Source organism: Mesorhizobium sp. C089B (assembly GCF_030323125.1).
Lineage (GTDB): Bacteria > Pseudomonadota > Alphaproteobacteria > Rhizobiales > Rhizobiaceae > Mesorhizobium.
Genome location: NZ_CP100469.1, coordinates 3,861,129 through 3,881,757, shown reverse-complemented (window position 1 = coordinate 3,881,757; position 20,629 = coordinate 3,861,129). Strand labels below are relative to the sequence as shown.

General features: G+C 62.3%; 21 protein-coding genes, 1 tRNA gene and 1 pseudogene. 15 read left to right on the top strand and 8 right to left on the bottom strand.

Translation table 11 applies throughout. The features are described 5' to 3' along the window. The first annotated feature begins 43 nt into the window (after window positions 1-43). The 10 genes and pseudogenes from NLY44_RS19190 to NLY44_RS19150 all read left to right on the top strand — a co-directional run bounded on the left by NLY44_RS19190 (window position 44) and on the right by NLY44_RS19150 (window position 8,105). Entirely contained in the window at window positions 44-310 is a 267-nt protein-coding gene (locus NLY44_RS19190; protein WP_023806557.1) for a metal-sensing transcriptional repressor, read from the top strand. After that, window positions 307-1,344 (top strand): cation diffusion facilitator family transporter, encoded by a 1,038-nt coding sequence (locus tag NLY44_RS19185; RefSeq protein WP_023806558.1) that lies wholly within the window; start codon window positions 307-309, stop codon window positions 1,342-1,344. Before NLY44_RS19190 ends, NLY44_RS19185 begins: the two co-directional genes overlap by 4 nt. Before the next feature lie 39 nt (window positions 1,345-1,383). Beyond that, on the top strand, window positions 1,384-1,791 hold the full coding sequence (locus tag NLY44_RS32990; protein ID WP_245263869.1) for a HoxN/HupN/NixA family nickel/cobalt transporter: 408 nt from the start codon (window positions 1,384-1,386) through the stop codon (window positions 1,789-1,791). 25 nt (window positions 1,792-1,816) lie between these two features. Continuing rightward, window positions 1,817-2,095 carry a hypothetical protein gene (locus tag NLY44_RS32985; RefSeq protein ID WP_245263870.1) on the top strand — a complete coding sequence of 93 codons (279 nt, stop codon included), beginning with the start codon at window positions 1,817-1,819 and terminating at the stop codon, window positions 2,093-2,095. Between the two features lie 144 nt (window positions 2,096-2,239). Beyond that, on the top strand, window positions 2,240-3,058 hold the full coding sequence (locus NLY44_RS19175; protein WP_023806560.1) for a chromate resistance protein ChrB domain-containing protein: 819 nt from the start codon (window positions 2,240-2,242) through the stop codon (window positions 3,056-3,058). Beyond that, window positions 3,055-4,439 (top strand): annotated as a pseudogene (gene chrA, locus NLY44_RS19170) (chromate efflux transporter). Before NLY44_RS19175 ends, chrA begins: the two are co-directional and overlap by 4 nt. A gap of 237 nt (window positions 4,440-4,676) precedes the next feature. Then, window positions 4,677-5,663, top strand: coding sequence for a methyltransferase (locus NLY44_RS19165; RefSeq protein ID WP_023696403.1), 987 nt, complete (start codon window positions 4,677-4,679; stop codon window positions 5,661-5,663). A gap of 379 nt (window positions 5,664-6,042) precedes the next feature. Next, complete coding sequence (locus tag NLY44_RS19160; protein WP_352853675.1) at window positions 6,043-7,248, top strand: pilus assembly protein TadG-related protein; 1,206 nt, start codon at window positions 6,043-6,045, stop codon at window positions 7,246-7,248. A gap of 4 nt (window positions 7,249-7,252) precedes the next feature. Beyond that, a complete protein-coding gene (locus NLY44_RS19155) occupies window positions 7,253-7,705 on the top strand; it encodes a TadE/TadG family type IV pilus assembly protein (RefSeq protein ID WP_031209425.1) in 453 nt (150 codons plus the stop codon). Continuing rightward, window positions 7,695-8,105: a TadE/TadG family type IV pilus assembly protein gene (locus NLY44_RS19150; RefSeq protein WP_023708223.1), complete on the top strand. Its 411-nt coding sequence runs from the start codon at window positions 7,695-7,697 to the stop codon at window positions 8,103-8,105. The genes NLY44_RS19155 and NLY44_RS19150 overlap by 11 nt, the downstream gene beginning before the upstream one ends. A 278-nt stretch (window positions 8,106-8,383) precedes the next feature. Here NLY44_RS19150 and NLY44_RS19145 read toward each other — a convergent pair. Together NLY44_RS19145 and NLY44_RS19140 are read right to left on the bottom strand one after the other, a co-directional pair. Next, window positions 8,384-8,460: transfer RNA gene (locus NLY44_RS19145), tRNA-Arg, on the bottom strand. Window positions 8,461-8,566: 106 nt separating this feature from the next. Next, window positions 8,567-9,730 (bottom strand): M20 aminoacylase family protein, encoded by a 1,164-nt coding sequence (locus tag NLY44_RS19140; RefSeq protein WP_023685374.1) that lies wholly within the window; start codon window positions 9,728-9,730, stop codon window positions 8,567-8,569. Between the two features lie 233 nt (window positions 9,731-9,963). On the opposite strand from NLY44_RS19140, the gene NLY44_RS19135 reads away from it, so the two are divergent. Both NLY44_RS19135 and NLY44_RS19130 read left to right on the top strand, forming a co-directional pair. Then, on the top strand, window positions 9,964-11,142 hold the full coding sequence (locus NLY44_RS19135) for a D-alanyl-D-alanine carboxypeptidase family protein (RefSeq protein ID WP_023694057.1): 1,179 nt from the start codon (window positions 9,964-9,966) through the stop codon (window positions 11,140-11,142). A 3-nt stretch (window positions 11,143-11,145) separates the two neighbouring features. Then, the gene (locus NLY44_RS19130) at window positions 11,146-12,249 is read left to right on the top strand and encodes a CobW family GTP-binding protein (RefSeq protein WP_023686739.1); all 1,104 of its coding nucleotides are present in this window, start codon (window positions 11,146-11,148) and stop codon (window positions 12,247-12,249) included. 3 nt (window positions 12,250-12,252) lie between these two features. Here NLY44_RS19130 and NLY44_RS19125 read toward each other — a convergent pair whose 3' ends face one another. The 5 genes from NLY44_RS19125 to NLY44_RS19105 all read right to left on the bottom strand — a co-directional run bounded on the left by NLY44_RS19125 (window position 12,253) and on the right by NLY44_RS19105 (window position 16,224). Next, complete coding sequence (locus NLY44_RS19125; RefSeq protein ID WP_031201282.1) at window positions 12,253-12,510, bottom strand: sulfurtransferase TusA family protein; 258 nt, start codon at window positions 12,508-12,510, stop codon at window positions 12,253-12,255. A gap of 59 nt (window positions 12,511-12,569) precedes the next feature. Further along, complete coding sequence (locus tag NLY44_RS19120; protein ID WP_023686738.1) at window positions 12,570-13,865, bottom strand: L,D-transpeptidase family protein; 1,296 nt, start codon at window positions 13,863-13,865, stop codon at window positions 12,570-12,572. 234 nt (window positions 13,866-14,099) lie between these two features. Beyond that, window positions 14,100-15,050: an acetyl-CoA carboxylase carboxyltransferase subunit alpha gene (locus tag NLY44_RS19115; RefSeq protein WP_023685389.1), complete on the bottom strand. Its 951-nt coding sequence runs from the start codon at window positions 15,048-15,050 to the stop codon at window positions 14,100-14,102. A gap of 88 nt (window positions 15,051-15,138) precedes the next feature. Continuing rightward, window positions 15,139-16,050 carry a site-specific tyrosine recombinase XerD gene (locus tag NLY44_RS19110; RefSeq protein ID WP_027050748.1) on the bottom strand — a complete coding sequence of 304 codons (912 nt, stop codon included), beginning with the start codon at window positions 16,048-16,050 and terminating at the stop codon, window positions 15,139-15,141. A gap of 21 nt (window positions 16,051-16,071) precedes the next feature. Further along, window positions 16,072-16,224 (bottom strand): hypothetical protein, encoded by a 153-nt coding sequence (locus tag NLY44_RS19105; RefSeq protein WP_023804521.1) that lies wholly within the window; start codon window positions 16,222-16,224, stop codon window positions 16,072-16,074. 172 nt (window positions 16,225-16,396) lie between these two features. On the opposite strand from NLY44_RS19105, the gene NLY44_RS19100 reads away from it, so the two are divergent. From NLY44_RS19100 to NLY44_RS19090, 3 genes are read left to right on the top strand one after another with little or no spacing between them, the layout of a single operon-like run. Next, window positions 16,397-17,008, top strand: a complete 612-nt coding sequence (locus NLY44_RS19100) for a shikimate kinase (protein WP_023804522.1) — start codon at window positions 16,397-16,399, stop codon at window positions 17,006-17,008. Further along, entirely contained in the window at window positions 17,005-18,138 is a 1,134-nt protein-coding gene (gene aroB, locus NLY44_RS19095) for a 3-dehydroquinate synthase (protein ID WP_023742904.1), read from the top strand. The genes NLY44_RS19100 and aroB overlap by 4 nt, the downstream gene beginning before the upstream one ends. Next, window positions 18,135-19,031: an HlyC/CorC family transporter gene (locus tag NLY44_RS19090; protein ID WP_023670669.1), complete on the top strand. Its 897-nt coding sequence runs from the start codon at window positions 18,135-18,137 to the stop codon at window positions 19,029-19,031. Before aroB ends, NLY44_RS19090 begins: the two co-directional genes overlap by 4 nt. A 41-nt stretch (window positions 19,032-19,072) precedes the next feature. On the opposite strand, the gene NLY44_RS19085 is transcribed toward NLY44_RS19090, so the two are convergent. Continuing rightward, window positions 19,073-20,623, bottom strand: coding sequence for a SpoVR family protein (locus tag NLY44_RS19085; RefSeq protein WP_023685369.1), 1,551 nt, complete (start codon window positions 20,621-20,623; stop codon window positions 19,073-19,075). Window positions 20,624-20,629 lie beyond the last annotated feature (6 nt).

Here is a 20,629-nt window from a genome sequence, read left to right as displayed (position 1 = left end):
GACTGCAGATTGACTCATCCCCCGGGGAGGATAGTCGACTCGCATGACAGACAATACGCATCGGTCGCATCCCGCTATCGTGAAGCGTCTAAAGCGCGCGCAAGGCCACCTTGCGGCAGTGCTCTCCATGTTCGAAGCTCATCGTTCCTGTGTTGACCTCGCACAGCAACTCCATGCCGTGGAAAGCGCCATAAGCAGCGCCAAGCGCGAACTGATCCACGATCATATCGAACATTGCCTGACCGACACCGCCGAGGGCGGAGCGCACGACTCGCTGACTGAACTCAAGCAGCTGGCCAAGTATCTATGAGCGGTCTCGGCAGGCGCACTCTCGACTGGTTCGGTTTCGGTTCGCATGATCATTCTGGCCACGATCATGACCACCACGGTCCGCATGGCCATACACACGGCGTCATCGATGCAACCATCGCGACGACCGATCGAGGCATCTGGGCTATAAAGTGGTCCTTTGTCATCCTGGCGGTCACCGCAGCAATGCAGATGGTCGTGGTGGTTCTCTCGGGAAGCGTAGCCCTTCTTGCCGACACCATTCACAATATTGGAGACGCAACCACTGCCATTCCCTTGTGGGTCGCCTTTATGCTGGCGAGGCGCAAGCCGTCGTCAACCTTCACCTACGGGCTCGGTCGGGTCGAAGACCTTGCCGGTATCATTATCGTGCTGATCATTCTGTTCAGCGCCATCGTCGCCGGGTACCAGGCTATCGAGCGCCTAATCCATCTGCAGGCAGTGACGCATCTCGGTTGGCTGACGACGGCGGGCATCGTCGGCTTCCTCGGCAATGAGGCCGTCGCGGTGTTTCGCATCCGTGTCGGCAGGGAAATCAACAGCGCGGCGCTCGTCGCTGACGGCTACCATGCCCGCACCGACGGTCTCACGAGCCTTGCCGTGGTCATCGGCGCCATCGGCGTGTGGCTCGGATTTCCGCTGGCCGACCCGATCATCGGGCTTCTCATCACGGTCGCCATTTTCGGTATCGTCTGGCAATCGGCGCGCTCAGTGCTCACCCGTATGCTCGACGGCGTCGAGCCGGGTGTGATGGCCGAAATTCATCATGCTGGCGAGCACGTGCCGGGTGCTCACATCATCGATGCCAAGGCCCGCTGGATCGGCCACAAGTTGCACGCCGACATCGCCATCGCCGCAGACGAAACCTTGCCGCTCTCGGAGGCAAACAAGATCACGGCGGCGCTGGAGAATGAATTGTTCGAACACATGCCGGCCCTCGCCGCTGCCAACATCCGTTTTTCGAGCGAATATGGCGCGCACGAGCATCCACACCCTCACGACCACAATCATGGCGAACACCAAAACCAACACTGACGTGCGCAGAAAACCAACCGCGTCAGCTAGTCTAGGCTGATGCTCCAGACGCTCGTCGAATTCCAGCGCACGATCTACCTGGCGCTCGCCGATCAGATAAAACTGCTCTCGGCTGGCGGTGGCTGGCTGGCGTTCCTTGCCTTTCTGCCGATGGGCGTGCTGTTTGGTGCGGCGCATGCCCTGACGCCTGGACATAGCAAAGCCGTCCTGGCCACGTATCTGGCCGGTTCGGACGCGAAGGTTTCGCGCGGTCTCCTGGTGTCGATAACGCTTTCCTTCACGCATGTGACGATCGCGGTGCTGATCGCGGCGTTCTCGTTACCACTGGTATCGATTGCCTTGGGAAGCGTTGGCCGAGCGCCTCTGCTGGAAGACATCAGCCGTGGGTTGCTTGGCCTGATTGGCGTCTGGATGTTGTGGCGCAATGAGCCACGGCCACTATCATAAGCACGAGGGCGAAGCCGTTGGGATCATGGCCGGCCTGATCCCATGCCCGCTGACGCTTTTCGTTATGACCTTCGCGATATCCAGAGGCGTTCCGGTTGCCGGCATTCTGTTCGCAACCACCATGATGATCGGCGTGGCCCTGACGCTGTCCAGCGTGGCGGTACTGTCGATCCTGTTTCGGGAACGGCTGGTGCATTTTTTCGACAGCCGGCCACGCTTGTTCGACATAATATCCAGAAGCATCGAAGGTATCGCCGGCTTCATTCTGGCTGGAGTGGCTGTTTGGCAAATTTCTGCGCGCTGAGGACGTTGAAACGAACAGCTAGGTTATGGATTGACAAGCACGAAGGATCGATCCAGCATCATGGCAAGGGGTTCCTTCGCGACGACCCCGTGAGGCGCCAGCCCAAAGATCGCGTCCAAACTCTCACTTCTGGAGGTGGACGCCATGCCGTCAACAACCGCAATCACCGTAGCGCAACTTTCCCGGATTATCGGCCTGCCCGACGCACCTGTTCTTGTCGATGTCCGCATCGACGAGGACTATGATACCGATCCGCGGCTGCTGCCGGCCTCATGCCGGCGCGATTTCAAGACCGTCTCTACCTGGGCGGCCGAGTTCACCGGAGCTCATGTGATCGTTATTTGCCAGAGAGGGCAGAAGCTTTCGCAAGGCGTCGCTGCATGGCTGCGCCATGACGGTGTCACAGCTGAATCGCTCGAAGGCGGCTTCGAGGCCTGGCTGGCGGCAAAGGGACTTCTGGTCAAGGCCGACAAGATACCGCGCCGCGACGATAAGGGCCGCACGGTCTGGGTGACGCGCGCGCGCCCCAAGGTCGATCGCATCGCCTGCCCCTGGCTGATCCGTCGTTTCATCGATCCTTCGGCGGTGTTCCTGTTCGTCGAACCGGCCGAAGTGCTGGCTGCCGCCGATCGTTTCGCTGCGATCCCCTTCGACATCGACGATGTGTTCTGGAGCCATCGCGGCGAGCGCTGCACCTTCGACACCATGATCGAGGAGTTCGAGTTGCGGTCCGAGGCGCTCGATCGTCTTGCTTTGATCGTGCGTGCAGCCGACACGGCGCGCCTCGATCTCATACCGCAGGCGGCAGGGTTCCTCGCGGCATCGCTCGGCCTGTCACGGATGTTTCGCGACGATCTCGAACAGCTTGAGGCAGGCATGTTGCTCTATGACGCGTTTTTCAGGTGGTGCCGCGATGCCACCGACGAAACCCACAACTGGCCGAGCGGGGGCAAAGCGACATGAACGCTTTTGCCGCCGACGACAGTCCGCTCGCTGCACCAGCCACGCCAACCTTTCGCCAAGCCGCGAAACTGTGGGCCAGGATCGGCCTGCTCTCCTTCGGCGGGCCGGCCGGCCAGATCGCGCTGATGCACAAGGAACTGGTCGAGGAGCGCCGCTGGATCGGCGAGCAGCGCTTTCTGCATGCGCTCAACTACTGCATGCTTTTGCCCGGCCCCGAGGCGCAGCAACTGGCGATCTATATCGGCTGGCTGCTGCACCGAACCGCCGGCGGCCTCGTTGCCGGCATCCTGTTCGTGCTGCCCGGTGCGCTTGTCATGCTGGGCCTCAGCGTCTTCTACGTGCTCTACAACGATGCTCCTTTCATCGAGGCGCTGTTCTTCGGCATCAAGGCGGCGGTGCTGGCCGTTGTCGTCGAGGCGGTCATCCGCATCGGCAAACGGGCGCTCAAGAACCGGGTTATGGTGGCGATCGCGGTGGTCGCCTTCCTTGCCATCTATGTCGTCAGGCTGCCGTTTCCGCTCATCATCCTGTTTGCAGGGCTGACCGGCTGGGTTGGCAGCCGCCTGGCGCCCACGCGTTTTTCCGGAGCCGCTCATGGCAAGGGCAATTTGCCTGATGTCAGGGGCGCCGTCGACCTGATGTTCGAGCGCGGCGAACTCGCCCACACCAAGCCGACGAAATGGCACGCGCCGCGCACCATTGCGATCTGGCTGCCGATCTGGCTCGGACCGGTCGTGCTGATCCTGGGTCTGACCGGCCCTGCCAGTGTGTGGACGCAGCTTGGCGGCTTCTTCAGCCTGATGGCGGTGGTCACATTCGGCGGCGCCTACGCCGCACTCTCCTATGTCGCGCAGGCAGCGGTGACCTCGTTCGGCTGGCTGGCGCCGGGTGAAATGGTCGATGGGCTTGGTCTGGCCGAGACGACGCCGGGACCATTGATCCTGGTGCTGCAGTTCGTCGGCTTCGTCGCCGCCTATCGTCACGCCGGTGCGATGGGACCGCTTGTGGCCGGATCGCTCGGCGCATTGCTGACGCTCTGGGTGACGTTCGTGCCGTGCTTCTTCTGGATCTTTCTGGGTGCCCCTACATCGAGGCGCTGCGCGGCAACAAGGCGCTGTCGGCGGCGCTGAGTGCGATCACGGCGGCTGTGGTCGGCGTGGTGATGAACCTTGCGCTGTGGTTCGCACTGCATGTCGTCTTCGGCGCGGTGCACCGTTTTGGTCTTGGGATGGAGCTACCGGTGCTGTCGTCGCTGGATTGGCGCGCCGCGCTGCTGGCGGCGGCCGCCATGGTCGCCATGCTGAAACTGAGGATCGGCATGCTGCCGACATTGGCCGGCTCGGCGCTGGCCGGACTGGCGCTGCTGGCCTTGCCTGCGTAGCGTCCGAAGGCGCGACCAGCCATTATCACAGCCGGATTTTTGAGGTATGCCGGGCCGGCGCACAACGGTCGCGGGCGCTGGTAGGATCAGCGCCGGCCCCGGAGATACCCTTTATGTCGAACCCGATACCGCCAAGCTGAACCTGTTCGACGTGGAGAGCGACGCGCTGGTGAACTGATTTGACGAGGTTGGCCGAGCTGTTCAAAGTCGATCCTGGATCGCACAACGGGATATGACATGGTGGATTCCGATCGGATCGACAAGCTGATCGCAGGGGTGCCCCCCGCCTTGGCGCTTCGTGCCGGGCTGGACCTTGGCATCTTCACCTGGCTCGGCGGCGATGCTGCGACTGCCGACAGCCTTGGGGCAGCGCTCAAAGTCGAGCCCGCTCGTCTGTCGCGGTTCCTCTACGCGCTCGCCAGCATCGGTCTCCTCGACGTCGAGGATGGTCAGTTTCGCAACGGAGCCGAAGCGTCGGAGTTCCTCGACGCGTCCAAGCCGACCTATCGCGGCGGCGATCATGTGCTGCTGCGCGAACTCTGGGGAGCCGACCTTTTGACCGCAGAGTCGCTGCGGCAGAATCGGCCGGCCGCGCTGCACGACTTTTCCGAAGCGGGGCCAGAATCCGCAGCGGCCTTCAGCCGCATGCTCGCACCGGGAGGGGTGATTTTCGGCCGAAATCTCGCCCGTGAACTGGACTTCTCGGCGGTCAGTTCGGTGATCGACATCGGCGGCGGCGCCGGGACCATTCTGGTCGGTCTTCGCGAGCGATGGCCGCATATTGCGGCGACTTTGATGGAACTCCCGACGGTCGCGGCGGTCGCACCAGCGATCCTGTCGGAATACGGTGCCGGCGATGTGGTTGTCGAAGAAGGCGACATAACGGTCGCGCCATCGACCGGCCGGCATGACTTGGCAATCCTGAAGGCTGTCGTCCAGGTCCTGCCGCCGGACCAGGCGCGCAGTTCGATCCTGAACGCGGCGCGTTGCCTCACCCAAGGAGGCGAGATCGCAATTGCGGGGTGGGGTGTCGTCGATGACGACCGTCTCGGCCCGCCTGAGGGTGTCTTTCTCAATCTCACCTTCCTGAACCTTTACCGCGCAGGCGAATCGTACACGGAAGGTCAGTATCGCGGGTGGATGGCCGAAGCTGGGTTCCGGGATATCTCCAGGTCGCAGCTGACCGACGGCACCACGTTGTTTCGTGGGCGCCTCACGGACTGATTGTGGCTGGAGTAGTTGGTTTCGGGCGTGTGTGGCCCTCAGAGCCAGCCCCGGACGGATTGCACAAAGTTCCTGAGGCGGCGTGAGCCGATCTTTCCCCTTACCGGCAGCGCGGTGTCCCCTGTCTTCTCGATAGCTTCTTCGCAGAGGGGGCATTTAAATGTCACTTGGTCGACAACAAAGTTCGGGATAGCGGCATATTTCGCATTCGTCGATTGGGGCGGAACCTCCGACAGGATGTTGCGCGGTCGCTGCAACTTGCGCCTAGCTAGCCCGTTCGACTACGTCGAATCGGAATGGAGTTTTTAGACATTCGTTTATCTATTCGTGGTTTCTAATACATATGGCATCCAACGCGTTCACCCGGATTTGGTTTGCTTTGAGCCGCCTAAGGCGCGCCACGAACGGTAACGTTGCCGTCATCTTCGCCTTCACCTTGCCGGTCGTGGTCGGCGGCGCCGGCCTAGGTATCGAGACGTCCTTCTGGTACTACAGCAGCCTTAAGCTGCAGGCCGTTGCCGATGCCGCGGCCTATGCCGGTGCGCTCGAGAAAGTCGCGGGTTCCGACAACCCGACCATCATCGCCGCCGCCACGCAGTCCGCAACTTCGAACAATTTCGCCACGCCGGGCACGATCCAGGTCAACACGCCGCCATTGTCTGGCCCGAACACCGCAAAGAAGGCGGTGGAGGTCATCGTCAAGCAGAACCTCGATCGCTACTTCACGGCGATTTTCAACAGCACGCCGGTTCCGGAACAGGCGAGGGCGGTGGCACTGATCACCGATGGCGCCTATGCCTGCAACACGGCGCTCAATCCGTCGGCCTCGCAGGCGGTGAGCATTTCTGGCAACACCAGCCTCAAGCAGATCGGCTGCGTCATCAATACGAATTCGATCGCCGCCGATGCCATCAAGCTTCAAGGCTCGGCGACCCTCCAGACTGACTGCCTGATAGCGGTCGGCGGCGTTTCGCTTAGCAGCACACCCACGATGGTTTGCAAGGCCCCGATCACGCATGCTCTGCCGGTGGCCGATCCGTACGCCGATCTGCCGACGCCCACCGGCGGCAACCCGTGCAAGAATGTCAACGGCAACAAAACCTCGCAAACGCTCCAGCCTGGCACCTATTGCAGCGGCATGAGCCTCAACGGCAACGTCACGCTTTCTCCCGGCGTCTATGTCGTGCAGGGCAGTATGAAGGTCAACGCCAACGCGGTCGTCGCGGGCAGCGGGGTAACCATCTTCATGGCCGGCAGCAACACCGTCAGCATGAATGGCAACGCCACGGTGACGTTAAGCGCGCCGACATCCGGAGCCTATTCCGGCGTGCTGTTCTACGGCGACAGGACTGGGACCGCAGCGCAGAGCACCTTCAACGGCACGGCGAACTCGCTTCTGACCGGCGCCATCTATTTCCCCAGGCAGCAGGTCAACTACCTTGGCAACTTCTCGGGGAACGGCGGCTGCACCCAGGTCGTCGCCGACACCATCCAGTGGTCTGGCAGTACGACCATCAAGCAGGACTGCACCAGCCTCGGGATGAAGAACATCCCGGCGGCGCTGTCCGTTCAGCTCGTCGAGTAGCGGGATGGGTAAGCGGGCCTTGCGCATTGTCCGGGACAAAGCCGGGTTGGCCGCCGTGGAATTTGCCATGTTGCTGCCCATCCTGTGCTTGGTCTGCCTCGGCATCGCCGACGGCTGGTCCTACGTGACGAGTTACCTGCAGATGCGGGCCGGCGTCAAAACCGCGGCCAATCTGGTGATGGCCGGCGCGGGCAGTGACGCGGCCAAAGACACGGGAACGCAGGCGGTCGCGCTTTCGAGCTGGGACAACAAGCCCGATGACGCCGCGGTCGTGCTGGTCCGCTCCTATTTGTGCGGCACCACGGTCGTGGATGAGACCACCATCTGCGGCGGAAAGAAGCTGCCGACCGTCTTCATCCAGATAACGGCGACGGGCACCTGGGTGCCCCCGTTTAACTTCGGTGTCTTCCCGGACCCGCGCGCGATCAGTCATCAGCAGGTGATCCGTGTCCGCTGAAAGGATCGGGTCCAGATGGCGCCGTGACTGCTCCGGCGCAGCCGGGCTGGAATTCGCCTTGATCGCGCCTTTCCTGGTGATGCTTTTGTTCGGAATCTTCGCCTTCGGCTGGGCCATGAATGCCGTGTCGACCGTCCGCTATACACTGGAAACCTCTTCCCGGGCGCTGCAGCTGAACAACACGCTTTCGCAGAGCGACATCCAGGCTATCGCCACGCAGAAATTGGTGAACCTGGGTCTGAAGAACGTCATTGTGACGATCGCGACCGACCCTGCCAGCGGCGGTTTCAAGATGGCGCATCTGACCGCCAGCTATGCCTTCGTCATCGCTTTCCCGTATTTCGACCAGTATCCGATAAATTACGCCACGACCGTCACGGTGCCCCTGGTTGCCAGCTAGGATACGGCCGGCTTAGTCGAGTTGGCGGCGCCGAACTCAGACCGTAACGGATCGACTGGGAACCATCGCTCGATCTGGAATTGTACTTGCAAGAGGTCGATTCTCTTCGCGGCTGTAGATGCTTAAAGCTCGCTCCTGAGACCTCAGGGATGGACTTTTTCTATGGAACTAAAGTCGGGCTGCTTGCTTGGTCGCGTCCGTGAAAATCACCGAAAACCAGTCCATCAGTGCTGCAACATGCCGACAGGCTATCTCAGTCACCAAGCCTTTGATCTTGCTGGTGATCCCGACAGGAATCGAACCTGTGACCTACAGATTAGGAATCTGCCGCTCTATCCTACTGAGCTACGGGACCACGCGGCCCGACACATAGCCGCTTCCGATCGTTTCGCCAAGAGGCTCACCGAAGGCAATGAAGAGGCCGGCCGAAGGCAATTCGGCCGGCCTTTCGGCGGCATATGTCAGGCTGCGAGCGCCGTTTCGGCCAGTTTAACCCAGTAGCTCATGCCGTGCGGGATGACTTCGTCGTTGAAGTCGTAGGCCGGATGGTGGAGGCCGGCGGTCTCGCCATTGCCGATGAAGATGAAGGCGCCAGGGCGGGCTTCCAGCATGTAGGAGAAGTCTTCGCCGCCCATCACCGGCTGGATGGCGCGGTGGACCTGGGTGTCGCCGGCGACATTTGCCGCGACATCGCCGGCAAAGACCGTTTCTTCCGGATGATTGAAGGTCACGGGATAGTTGGCGTCATAGTCGACGGTGATCGTCGCGCCGAAGGCGGTGGCTATTCCTTCGCAGATGGTGCGGATGCGCTCTTCCGATTTCTTGGCGATCTCTTTCTTCAGTGTGCGCACCGTGCCGGCAATCTCGGCGGTCTCGGGAATGACGTTGTAGGCGTCGCCGGCGTGGAACTTCGTCACCGAAACCACCACCGCCTCGACCGGATCGGTGCTGCGCGAAGCGACCGTCTGAAGGGCGCCGACCAACTGGCTGGTGATGACGATCGGGTCGATCGTGCCGTGCGGCATCGCCGCATGGCCGCCGCGGCCCTTCACGGTGATGGTGAACTCGGCGGTCGCCGCCATGATCGGACCCGGCCGGATGGCGAACTGGCCCACCGGCAGGCCCGGCATGTTGTGCATGCCAAAGACGCGCGAAATGTCGAAACGCTCCATCATGCCGTCCTTGACCATCTCGTTGCCGCCGCCGCCGCCCTCTTCCGCCGGCTGGAAGATGACCGCGACCGAGCCGGCGAAATTGCGCGTTTCGGTCAGATATTTGGCGGCGCCCAAAAGCATCGCCGTATGGCCGTCATGGCCGCAGGCATGCATTTTGCCGGGAATGGTCGAGGCATAGGGCTTGCCGGTGATCTCGTTGATCGGCAGCGCGTCCATGTCGGCGCGCAAGCCGATGGTTGCGCCTTGCCCCTTGCGGCCATGGATGATGCCGACCACGCCGGTCTTGCCGAGGCCCGTCACCACGTCGTCGCAGCCGAATTCCTTCAGCTTCTCGGTGACGAAGGCGGCGGTCTTGAAGACATCGAAATTCAGTTCTGGCGTCTGGTGCAGATGGCGTCGCCAGCCGGCAACTTCATCCTGCATCTCGGCGGCGCGGTTGAGAATCGGCATAATGGTTCCATCTCGCTGTTGGAGCAGACGATCTGGCCTGCTTGATTGCAATTGTGATTGCCATGCTTGTTGCCATCTTGGCACTTTGCCATCTTGGCGTCACATAGGGTAAATAGCACCCCAGACAATGTGATCCGGAAATTGAGGGCCGGATCAGGTCATGCTGGCCATCGCGTAACGAAATCTTACGGAGCCAGGGGCGACTACGGCAAGAGGCGATTTCGGATTCCATGATGCGGCACAGCCATATCCTCAAATTACTGCTAACGGGCGGCTTGGCGCTACCCATGCTGGCTGGGCCAGCTTTGGCCAATCCGGTGATCCTGTTCGACCTCAACAGCGGCAAGGTTCTGCAGCACCAGGACGCATTCAAGCGCTGGTATCCCGCTTCGCTGAGCAAGCTGATGACCGCCTATGTCACCTTCCGGGCGATTGCCGCCGGCGAGGTCCAGCTCGATTCACCGATCAAGGTGACCAAGCATTCGGCGGGCGAACCGCCCAGCAAGATGGGCTTCAAGCCGGGCTCGGTGATGCGGCTCGACAATGCGTTGAAGATGATGCTGGTCAAATCGGCCAACGATATCGCCATGGCCATCGGCGAAAACATAGGCGGCTCGCAGGCCGGATTCGCCGTTCGCATGAATGCGGAGGCGGCGCGGCTCGGCATGACCGGAACGCATTTCGTCAATCCGAACGGACTGTTTTCGCCGGAGCAGTATACGACGGCGCGCGATCTTGCCCTGCTGGTGATGGCGATCCGCAAGGAATTCCCGCAATACGCCCCCTGGTTCTCGATCGAAGGCCTTGCCGTCGGCAAGAAGGCGATCTCCAACTACAATCTCTTGATCGGGCGCTATCCCGGCGCCGACGGCATGAAAACCGGGTTCGTCTGTCCCTCGGGCTTCAACATGATCGGCTCGGCGACACGCAATGGCCGCACGCTGGTCGCGGTCGTGCTCGGCGAAAAATCGGCGATCAGCCGTGCCGAGACAGCCGCCAGGCTGCTCGACCAGGGCTTTGCCACGCCCGACCCGAACTGGCTCACGGTCGCGGCCATGCCTTCCTATGGCGATACAATGTCACCCAACGACATGCATGATGAGATCTGCAGGAAGAAGGCGCCGCACGAGCAGTCCGAGGCGGCTCCGCCGGTGGCCGCGAAGGGTGCCGACGTGCCGAAATCGCCCTATCAGGAAAAGCTCGACCACGTGCCGACGCTGGTTGCCGTGGGCCTCGGCGGCGCCACCGGGCCGGCGCCGAAGGCGATGCTCGACCAGGGCGGCCAGGAATACGCCGATGTGCCGCTGCCGAGCTGGCGGCCAGACATTCCGGCGCCAAAGGGCGCCGAACCGGCCGTGGTGGGCCAGGCAACCGCGGTGCAGGGCGACCAGCTGGTCAAAGCCGCGAACTAGGCGATGGCTGGCTTTCCGATACCCGTCACGGTGGTCACCGGCTTCCTCGGCGCCGGCAAGACGACATTGCTCAACCGGCTGCTCAAAGATCCGGCACTGGTCGACACGGCCGTCATCATCAACGAATTCGGTGAGGTGGCGATCGACCACCTGCTGGTCGAGCAGGCCTCGGACGGCATCATCCAGTTGTCCGACGGCTGTCTGTGCTGCACGGTGCGCGGCGAACTGGTCGATACGCTGGCTGACCTCGTCGACCGGCTGCAGACCGGCCGTATCGCCCGCCTTGCCCGCGTCGTTGTCGAAACCACCGGGCTCGCCGATCCGGCGCCGGTGCTGCAGTCGATCATGGCGCATCCCGCCCTTGTGCAGGCCTTCCGACTTGATGGCGTCATCACGCTGGTCGACGCGGTCAACGGCAATGCGACGCTCGACGGCCATGTCGAGGCGGTCAAGCAGGTGGCGGTCGCCGATCGCATCGTGCTGACCAAGGTCGATCTGGCCAGCGATCCCGGCGACGTCGATGCTTTGCGAACGCGACTCCATCAGCTCAATCCAGGCGCCGTGGTGCTGGACGCCGGCGACGGCCGAACCGGCGTCACGGCGCTGTTCGATTGCGGCCTCTACAATCCGGCGACCAAATCCGCCGATGTCCGGCGCTGGCTCGGCGAAGAAGCCGCCCATGAGCACCACCATCATCATGATCATGACCACGGCGAGCATGAGCACCACCACCGCCACGATTCCCGCGTGCGCTCCTACTCGCTGGTCCATGACGGCCCGGTGCCGTTTTCGGCGATCGAGATGTTCCTCGACCTGCTGCGTTCTGCGCATGGCGACAAGCTTTTGCGGATGAAGGGCATCATCGAGCTTGCGGAGGACCCGTCGCGGCCGCTTGTCGTCCACGGGGTGCAGAAGATCCTGCACCCGCCGGCGCGGCTGCTGGCCTGGCCGGACGGCCAGCGCGGCACCAGGCTGGTGCTGATCACGCTCGATATGCCGGAAGACTATGTGCGCCGGCTGTTTTCCGCCTTCACCAACCGGCCGTCAATCGACACGCCGGATCGCGCGGCGCTGGAGAGCAATCCGCTGGCGATAGCCGGGGGCTGATTCTCAGGCTCGCTCTGCGCCGCGTTCGACCAGGAAGCGGTGGCCGCCGCTGACGGCTGACGTTTCCACCAGTTGGTGACCAGCGTCGGCGCAAAAGGCGGGGATGTCGATGACCGCCAGCGGGTCGGTGGTCTCCAGCCAAAGCCGGCTGCCCGGCTGCATTGCCGCCAGGCGTTTTTTCGCCTTGAGAACGGGCAGAGGGCAGTTCAGGCCCTTGAGGTCATAGATCGCGGTGTGATTTGTTTGTTTGTCTTCATGCATGTCTTTGTCCCAAAACCGCGGCGCACTTTTGGGCGGCATGCATCGGCAAGGCGAAAACCTCAGCCGCCGAACATGCCTAGCAGCTTGTTCTTGATCTTCGACATCCGGCTTTCGTCCGCCGGCGGTTCTGCAGGCGCCGCCTCGACGCTCGCAGTGGCGACCGGCTGCTGGGCGGCCTGCTTGGCTGCTTCCTTTTCGGCCAGCGCTTGGGCCTTTGCCGCTTGCTTTTCAGCCAGTGCCTGGGCCTTGGCGGCTTTCGCAGCCTCGATGGCAGCAACCCGCTGTTCCTCGGCCTTGCGCTTGGCTTCCTTCTCTGCGTCCAGCGCCGCCATCTTGCGGCCGGCGGGCGAATCGATGCGCCCCATGCGCGCCGTCTCGGTCAGCGTGCCGTCGGAATTCAGCGACGGCGGTTCGATCGGCACGCGCTCGCCCCGGGCGCGGCGCTTCGACCAGTCGGAAACGATGGCGGCTTCCTTGATGCCGGCAATGGTCGGCTTGGGCGCCGGCACGCTGGCTTTGACCGCGCCGGTGAAGGCCGCGTCATAGCTGCTTTGATAGGCGTTGAGTGCGCTCTTCAGCGAATCCGGCTGCGTGGTCGCCGGGCAGGCGCCGGTCGGATCGAATGTCGTGCCCTCGGGCGCCACCTGGTTGAAGACATAGCGCTTGTCGCAGACATCGACCTTCGGTGGCACCTTGGTGATCTCGAAATTGTCGTAACCGACCTTCAGCATCTTCCAGAACTCATAGTTCGGGTCGTTGCGGTAGCGCGCCATGTTGGCGGCGGTCATGCGGAACGGGAAGGCCTGGATCTGGAACTCGGTCTGGCCGCCCTGGAAGGCATCGCGACCAAAAGCGTAGATCTGCTCGATCTGCGGATCGGTCATCGAATAACAGCCCGACGACGAGCAGGCGCCGTGCACCATCAGATTGGCGCCGGTGCGGCCATTGGCACGGTCATAGGCGTTGGGATAGCCGATGTTGAAGGACAGATGATAGTTCGAGCGCGGATTCATCTGCGACGGGCGGACCGTATAGAAACCTTCCGGCGCCTGGCGGTCGCCCTCGGTGTATTTTGGGCCGAGCTTGCCCGACCATTTGCAGATGTCGTAGCTGGCGACCATCTCGTAGCGGCCGGTGGTCTTGGCCTTCCAGATTTCGAGCTTGCCTTCTTCCTTGAAGATGCGGGCCATCACCGACGAGGTGCGGATCATGCCCTTGGCCTTCATGTCGGCCAGGATCTTGTCCGGCAGCGGCTTGCTGGCTTCCGGCGCAAAATTCTTCATCGAGGAATCGTTGCAGCCGGCAACGCCAAGCGCGGCGATCAGAAGTCCAGTGCGGGCAAGCTTGGTAAACATGGATACGGCTATGTCTTTTTCTCGCGTCACGGCCGGATAGCGCCCGGGCCTGCATGCTGAACACCGACGGACCCTAAGCCCGTTAACCTTGAAAATTCCTTACCGCAAGCATCGGAAGGCGCCCCCCACGGCAATTCGCTCGGTGTCACGGATTTTTTATTGAGCCGAATGCGGCGGCATTTTTGTGGCGAAATTGCTCCTTGACGCCACATTGCGGTGCGCTGCCGGCAAAAATCAGAGGCTGCGGCCCATCGCCAGATATTTTTCGCGGCGCTGTTCGCGAAAATCGGTGTTGGCGCCGGCAAAATCCTTCATCGTCTTGGCGATGAGGTCGCCGGTGGCGGCGATCACCGTTTCGGGCGCGCGCTGGGCGCCGCCGAGCGGCTCGGCAATGATGGCGTCGATGATCTTCATTTCCAGAAGGTCCTGGGCGGTGATCTTCATGTTGGTCGCCGCATCTTTCGAGCGCGTGGTGTCGCGCCACAGGATCGAGGCAGCGCCTTCCGGCGAGATCACCGAATAGATGGCGTGTTCCAGCATGTAGACGCGGTTGGCGGTGGCGATCGCAATGGCGCCGCCCGAACCGCCTTCGCCGATGACAACCGAAATCGATGGCACTTTGAGGCCGAGGCAGGCCGAGGTTGAGCGGGCGATGGCTTCAGCCTGGCCGCGTTCCTCGGCGCCAACGCCGGGGTAGGCGCCGGCGGTGTCGACCAGCGTCAGAAGTGGGATCTGGAAACGGTCGGCAAGTTCCATCAGCCGCACGGCCTTGCGGTAGCCTTCAGGGCGCACCGAGCCGAAATTGTGCTTGAGCCGGCTCGCCGTGTCGGAGCCCTTTTCCTGGCCGATGACGGCCACCGGTTCGCCGCGGAAGCGGGCGAAGCCGCCGATGATCGCCTGGTCCTCGCCGAAATTGCGGTCGCCGGCGAGCGGCGTGAAATCGCTGAACAGACCCTTGATGTAGTCGAGGCAATGCGGCCTGTCGGTGTGGCGCGCGACCTGCACCTTCTGCCACGGCGTCAGCGCCTTGTAGATGTCGCGCAGCGCGTCGCGCACGCGCTTCTCGAGCCGGCTGATTTCGTCGCCGACGTCGACCGCCTCGCCATTCTCGGCAAGCTTCTTCAGCTCGAGGATCTTGAGTTCAAGGTCCTGCACCGGCTTTTCGAAATCGAGGTAATTGTACATTCTTGAGCGGACCGATGCGTCGGAAGGCAAACATCGCGCAGATGTAGGCTCCGCGCGGGCACGTTGCCCTCACATAGCGATATGAGGCCTAGTCGGCAAGCGGATGATGATCGTTGACCAGCCGCACCAACCGCTCTTCCAGCACATGCGTGTAAATCTGCGTGGTCGAGATATCGGCGTGGCCGAGCAGCTGCTGCACCGCCCTGAGATCGGCGCCGTTCTGCAGGAGATGGCTGGCGAAAGCATGGCGCAGCACATGCGGCGAAATTTTCGCCGCCGATATGCCGGCCCGCGCGGCAAGGCCTTTGAGATCGCGGGCAAAGACCTGCCGGGAGAGAAAGCCGCTGTCGCCGGCGGCCGGGAACAGAAACGGGCTGTCGGCGAAAGCCGGCACCGTGGCCCGGGCTGTGAGCCAAGCCCGCATCGCCGTGCGGGCCTTGGCCGACAGCGGCACCATGCGCTCCTTGTCGCCCTTGCCGCGCACCATGAAGAAGCGGTCGTCGCGCTGGGCGACGGTCACCGGCAGGCCGACTAGTTCGGAGACGCGCAAGCCGGTGGCATAGAGCACCTCCACCAAAGCGTGCAGGCGCAGTGCAGCCACCCGGTCACCATTGACGGCATCGCCTGTCTCAAGCGCGGCGCGGTCGAGCAGCCGACCGGTATCGGCCTCGCTCATCGTCTTGGGCAGCGGCCGGCCCTTTTTCGGACTGTCCAGCGTGCCGGTCGGGTCGTCGCCGCGCAAGCCCTCGGCGTAGAGAAACTTGAAGAACTGGCGGATCGCCGACAGTTTGCGCGCCTGCGACGTCGACGCAAAGCCGCGCGCCGCGATATCGTCGAGATAGGCGCGGATGTCGGCTGCGGCGGCAGCGGCAAGCCCGCCGGCAATCTGCTGCGAAGCGTCTTCGAGATCACGGCGGTAGGAAGACAGCGTGTTTGCAGCGGCACCGCGTTCGGCGCTCATCATCTCGAGAAAGGCTTCGATGCGAGCCGCGCTGTTCATGTTCCAGGGGTCAGTTTTGGGTCAGTTTTTCTTGGGGTTCAGCTTTTCCGGTGGAATGCGCACGGTCATTTCGGCTTTTTTCGGCTCGACGAACATCGCCAACGCCACCATCGTACCATAGGCAATGCCGGCAAGAATCATCATCGTCACGACAAAGCGGAACAGTGTCGGCATCAATCTTCGCCCGTCTTCTTACTCTGCGATTCCAAGCCCTGTGTCCTTATGGGACGCTAATTCCGTCAATTCAAGGACGAAGGGCTCTGCGTGCGAAAGGCGCTATGCTTGACGCAAACGGGCTTTTGATGTCGATACGCCGGCAAAGACGGCTTAGAAACAGCATGGTCTCATGAACGCGTTACCAGCAAATCCTCCCGGCGATAGCCATGCCGCGCTGCTCGACAGGCTGGGCAGCCGCTCGATCGTCTTTGTCGGCCTGATGGGCGCCGGCAAGACGGCGATCGGCCGCAAGGTGGCGACGATGCTGTCGCTGCCCTTCGTCGACAGCGACCAGGAGATCGAAACCGTGTCGCGCATGACGGTGCCGGAACTGTTCGAACGCTATGGCGAGACCGAATTCCGGGCATTGGAGCAGCGCGTCATCCTGCGCGTGCTGGAGAGTGGGCCGCAGGTGCTGTCGACCGGCGGCGGCGCGTTCATGAATGTGCAGACGCGGGAAGCGATCGCCGGGCATGGCGTGTCGGTGTGGCTGAAGGCCGAGATCGACCTGTTGATGGAGCGCGTGTCCAAGAAGCAGAACCGGCCGTTGCTCAAAAGCGCCGATCCGCGCGCCGTGCTCGAGCGGCTGATGGGCGAGCGCTACCCGGTCTATGCCACGTCCAACATCACCGTGCCGACACGCGACGACCGCAAGGAGGTCATTGCGACCGAGGTTGTCGACGCGCTGTGCGGGCATTTCGGCATTCCGGCTCCGACTGCGCCGGGCGAGGTGCGGCTGTGAGCGAACCGGTCACTGTCGAGGTCGGCCTTGGCGAGCGTGCCTATGACATCCTGATCGGCCCCGGCCTTTTAGCGCGCGCCGGCGCCGAGATTTCGCGCCGCCTGCCCGGCACGAGAGCGGCGGTGGTCACCGACGATAATGTCGCGGCGGCACATCTCGACGCGCTGAAGGCCGGTCTGGAGACACGCGGCATCCAGCCTGCCGTCATCACTTTGCCGGCCGGCGAAAAGACCAAGAGCTTTGCCCATCTCGAAGAGGTGGTCGACGGCGTGCTCGCCGCCAAGCTGGAGCGCGGCGATGTCGTCATTGCGCTCGGCGGTGGCGTCATCGGCGACCTCACCGGCTTTGCCGCCGGCATCGTGCGCCGCGGCATGAATTTCGTCCAGATTCCAACCTCGCTGCTGGCGCAGGTCGATTCCTCGGTCGGTGGCAAAACCGGCATCAACAGTCCGCGCGGCAAGAATCTGGTCGGTGTCTTCCACCAGCCGAAACTGGTGCTGGCCGATACCGAAGTGCTCGACACGCTGCCGATCCGCGAATTTCGCGCCGGCTATGCCGAGCTTGCCAAATACGGGTTGATCGACCGACCGGCGTTTTTCGCCTGGCTGGAAGCGAACTGGGAAAAGGTGTTCGCTGGCGGACCGGAGCGGGCCGAGGCCATCGCCGAGGCGTGCCGCGCCAAGGCCGATGTCGTCGCCCGCGACGAGTTCGAAACCGGCGACCGCGCACTGCTCAATCTTGGCCACACGTTCGGCCATGCGCTGGAAGGCGCCACACAGTATGACGGCGCCCGCCTCGTCCATGGCGAAGGCGTCGCCATCGGCATGGCGCTGGCGCACCGCTTTTCCGCAAGGCTCAATCTGGCCAGCCCCGACGACGCGGCGCGGGTCGAGGCGCATCTTCGCGCCGTCGGTCTACCCTGGCGGATGGCCGACATCCCTGGTGAGTTGCCCGATGCCGAGGCGCTGCTTGGCTTCATCACCCAGGACAAGAAAGTGTCGCGCGGCGCGCTGACCTTCATCCTGACGCGCGGCGTTGGCCAGGCTTTTATTGCCAAGGATGTACCGGCGTCGGAAGTGCTTTCGTTCCTCAGGGAGAACCACCCGGGCCAGGAAAGCCGGCAGCGATGATCAACGAGCCCGGCTGGACCGTCGTCGCCGTCCTTGCCATCCTCATCCTGCTGGTCCTGGCCGTGCGCACGCGCCTGCTTGCCATGTTCGGCTATGAGCTGTCGCGCATCGAGCCGCAGCGCTCGACACAGGACGAGTTGCGCGGCGCGGTCGACGATTTCCGCCGCGACGGCCAGATGGTGCGTGAGGACCGCGACCGCGTCGGCGGGCTGTTCGATCTCGCCGAGCTCGAAGTCTCCGACATCATGGTCCACCGCACCAATATGCGCTCGGTCAATGCCGACAATGGGCCGGAAGCGGTGGTGCGCGAGATCCTGCAAAGCCCGCACACCCGCATGCCGTTGTGGAAAGGCTCTCTCGACAACATTGTCGGCGTGCTGCACGCCAAGGACCTGCTGCGAGCGCTGAACGAGGTCGGCAACGACTTTTCCCGGATCGACGTGATGAAGATCGCTTCGAAGCCTTGGTTCGTGCCCGACACCACGACGCTGCAGGAACAGCTCAACGCCTTCCTGCGCGCCAAGGCGCATTTCGCTATCGTCGTCGACGAATATGGCGAGGTCGAAGGGCTGGTGACGCTGGAGGACATTATCGAGGAGATCGTTGGCGAGATCGCCGACGAGCACGATGTAGACATTCAGGGCGTGAAGCAGGAGGCGGACGGTTCCGTGGTCGTCGACGGCACCGTGCCGATCCGCGATCTCAACCGGGCGCTCGACTGGAACCTGCCTGACGAGGAAGCGACCACCATTGCCGGCCTGGTCATCCACGAGACGCAGTCGATCCCCGAGGAAAAGCAGGCTTTCACCTTCCACGGCAAGCGCTTCGTGGTGATGAAGCGCGACAAAAACCGGATCGCCAGAATCAGGATCAGGCCGGCGGGCGAATCTTAAAGGTACCGAGCAGGCCCGCCACATGACGCTCTTTGCCGAGCTTATGCCGCGATCTGGCTCGTAGACCGTTCGTGGATGGTCGCACCGGTTTGAGCGTCAACTGCGACCAGGCTGACCTCGTAGCCCCAGAGGCTGCGGACATGGCGCAGCGTCGCGTCACGGCTGGCCCCTTCGAGCACAACACCATCCTTTACCCTGTGTTGCAGTCGCAACTGCCGGTCGCCGAGCAGGTCGACATCAATCACCTGGATGTCCGGCCGATTCGCTCCAAGGTCGTAACCGTGGGCTAGCTCGGCCCGTATCTTGTGATAGCCACGTTCGTTGTGGATCGAGGCGACTTCGAAATGCGGTTGGTCGGCTCCATCGCCAAGCACGAAGAACCGCCATTTTCGGATCAAGCTCGGGCTGAGGTACTGGCGGATAAAGGATTCGTCGCGGTGGTTGGCCCAGGCCTCAAGCAGGACCTCGCGCCAGTTGCCATGTCCTGCAATGTCCGGGAACCAGTCGCGGTCCTCCGCCGTCGGCTCGGTCGAAATGCGCTGTATGTCCTGCATCATGTCGAGGCCGAGGGCATAGGGATTGATGCCTGAAAACCGGGGATCGTCAAAGGCCGGCTGGAAGATCACGTTCGAATGGTTGCGCAGGATTTCGAGCATGGCACCTTCGCCGATCCGGCCGCGATCGAATAGCATGTTCATGAGCGTATAATGCACGAAGGTGGCGCAGCCTTCATTCATGACTTGAGTCTGTCGCTGCGGGTAGAAATATTGCGCGATGACGCGGACGATCCTGATGATCTCGCGCTGCCAGGGTTCCAGGATCAGGCTGTTCTTCTCGAGGAAATAAAGGAGGTTTTCCTCGGGAAGGTTGAGCGATCTCTTGCGCTCCGCCATCCCTTGATCCTCATTGCCGGACTTGTTTTTGTTCTGCGACGGCGGGAGCGTGCGCCACAGATCGTTGTAGGAGCGCTCTTCGTATTCGAGGCGCTCGCGAAGCCCTTCGCGCTGTCGCTCCGACGAGAGCTTTGGCGGCCGGTGGTAGCGGAACACCCCTTGTTCCATCAGCGCATGGGCGGAATCGAGAATAGCCTCCACTGCTGCAAGGCCGTGCCGCTCCTCGCACCGGGCGATGTAGCCCTTGGCGAAGTCCAGATAACCCAGGATTGCCCCGGCGTCGGTCCATTGCTGAAACAGATGATTGTTCTTGAAGAAATGATTGTGGCCAAGCGCCGCGTGGGCCGTCACAAGGGCCTGCAAGGCCATGGTGTTTTCCTCCATGAGGTAGACGATGCAGGGATTGGAGTTGATGACCAGTTCATAGGCCAGCCCCCGACCACCCTTACGGTAAAGAAGCTCCTGGTGAAGGAAATGTTTGCCGAACGACCAATGCCGATACATCAGTGGCATGCCGATAGATGAGTAGGCGTCGAGCATCTGCTGGGAGGAGATTATCTCCATCTGGACCGGGTAAGTATCGAGATGCAACTCGTCGACCGCGATCGCCTCGATCTCTTCAAAAGCCCGCGATAATTTCTCGAAATTCCAGTCGGAACCGGAAAACAACAAATTCGTTTCGTTGGCTCGCCTGACCATCTCTCT

What these genes read in the sequence shown, in the direction of transcription:
- NLY44_RS19185 (WP_023806558.1), top strand. Translation starts at nt 307, where the DNA reads ATGAGCGGTCTCGGCAGGCGCACTCTCGACTGGTTCGGTTTCGGTTCG.
- NLY44_RS19120 (WP_023686738.1), bottom strand. Translation starts at nt 13,865, where the DNA reads ATGTTTACCAAGCTTGCCCGCACTGGACTTCTGATCGCCGCGCTTGGC.
- NLY44_RS19135 (WP_023694057.1), top strand. Translation starts at nt 9,964, where the DNA reads ATGCGGCACAGCCATATCCTCAAATTACTGCTAACGGGCGGCTTGGCG.
- NLY44_RS19130 (WP_023686739.1), top strand. Translation starts at nt 11,146, where the DNA reads ATGGCTGGCTTTCCGATACCCGTCACGGTGGTCACCGGCTTCCTCGGC.
- NLY44_RS19140 (WP_023685374.1), bottom strand. Translation starts at nt 9,730, where the DNA reads ATGCCGATTCTCAACCGCGCCGCCGAGATGCAGGATGAAGTTGCCGGC.
- NLY44_RS32985 (WP_245263870.1), top strand. Translation starts at nt 1,817, where the DNA reads ATGGCCGGCCTGATCCCATGCCCGCTGACGCTTTTCGTTATGACCTTC.
- NLY44_RS19155 (WP_031209425.1), top strand. Translation starts at nt 7,253, where the DNA reads ATGGGTAAGCGGGCCTTGCGCATTGTCCGGGACAAAGCCGGGTTGGCC.
- NLY44_RS19085 (WP_023685369.1), bottom strand. Translation starts at nt 20,623, where the DNA reads ATGGTCAGGCGAGCCAACGAAACGAATTTGTTGTTTTCCGGTTCCGAC.
- NLY44_RS19165 (WP_023696403.1), top strand. Translation starts at nt 4,677, where the DNA reads ATGGTGGATTCCGATCGGATCGACAAGCTGATCGCAGGGGTGCCCCCC.
- NLY44_RS19175 (WP_023806560.1), top strand. Translation starts at nt 2,240, where the DNA reads ATGCCGTCAACAACCGCAATCACCGTAGCGCAACTTTCCCGGATTATC.
- NLY44_RS19105 (WP_023804521.1), bottom strand. Translation starts at nt 16,224, where the DNA reads ATGCCGACACTGTTCCGCTTTGTCGTGACGATGATGATTCTTGCCGGC.
- NLY44_RS19190 (WP_023806557.1), top strand. Translation starts at nt 44, where the DNA reads ATGACAGACAATACGCATCGGTCGCATCCCGCTATCGTGAAGCGTCTA.
- NLY44_RS19090 (WP_023670669.1), top strand. Translation starts at nt 18,135, where the DNA reads ATGATCAACGAGCCCGGCTGGACCGTCGTCGCCGTCCTTGCCATCCTC.
- NLY44_RS19100 (WP_023804522.1), top strand. Translation starts at nt 16,397, where the DNA reads ATGAACGCGTTACCAGCAAATCCTCCCGGCGATAGCCATGCCGCGCTG.
- NLY44_RS19115 (WP_023685389.1), bottom strand. Translation starts at nt 15,050, where the DNA reads ATGTACAATTACCTCGATTTCGAAAAGCCGGTGCAGGACCTTGAACTC.
- NLY44_RS32990 (WP_245263869.1), top strand. Translation starts at nt 1,384, where the DNA reads ATGCTCCAGACGCTCGTCGAATTCCAGCGCACGATCTACCTGGCGCTC.
- NLY44_RS19110 (WP_027050748.1), bottom strand. Translation starts at nt 16,050, where the DNA reads ATGAACAGCGCGGCTCGCATCGAAGCCTTTCTCGAGATGATGAGCGCC.
- NLY44_RS19125 (WP_031201282.1), bottom strand. Translation starts at nt 12,510, where the DNA reads ATGCATGAAGACAAACAAACAAATCACACCGCGATCTATGACCTCAAG.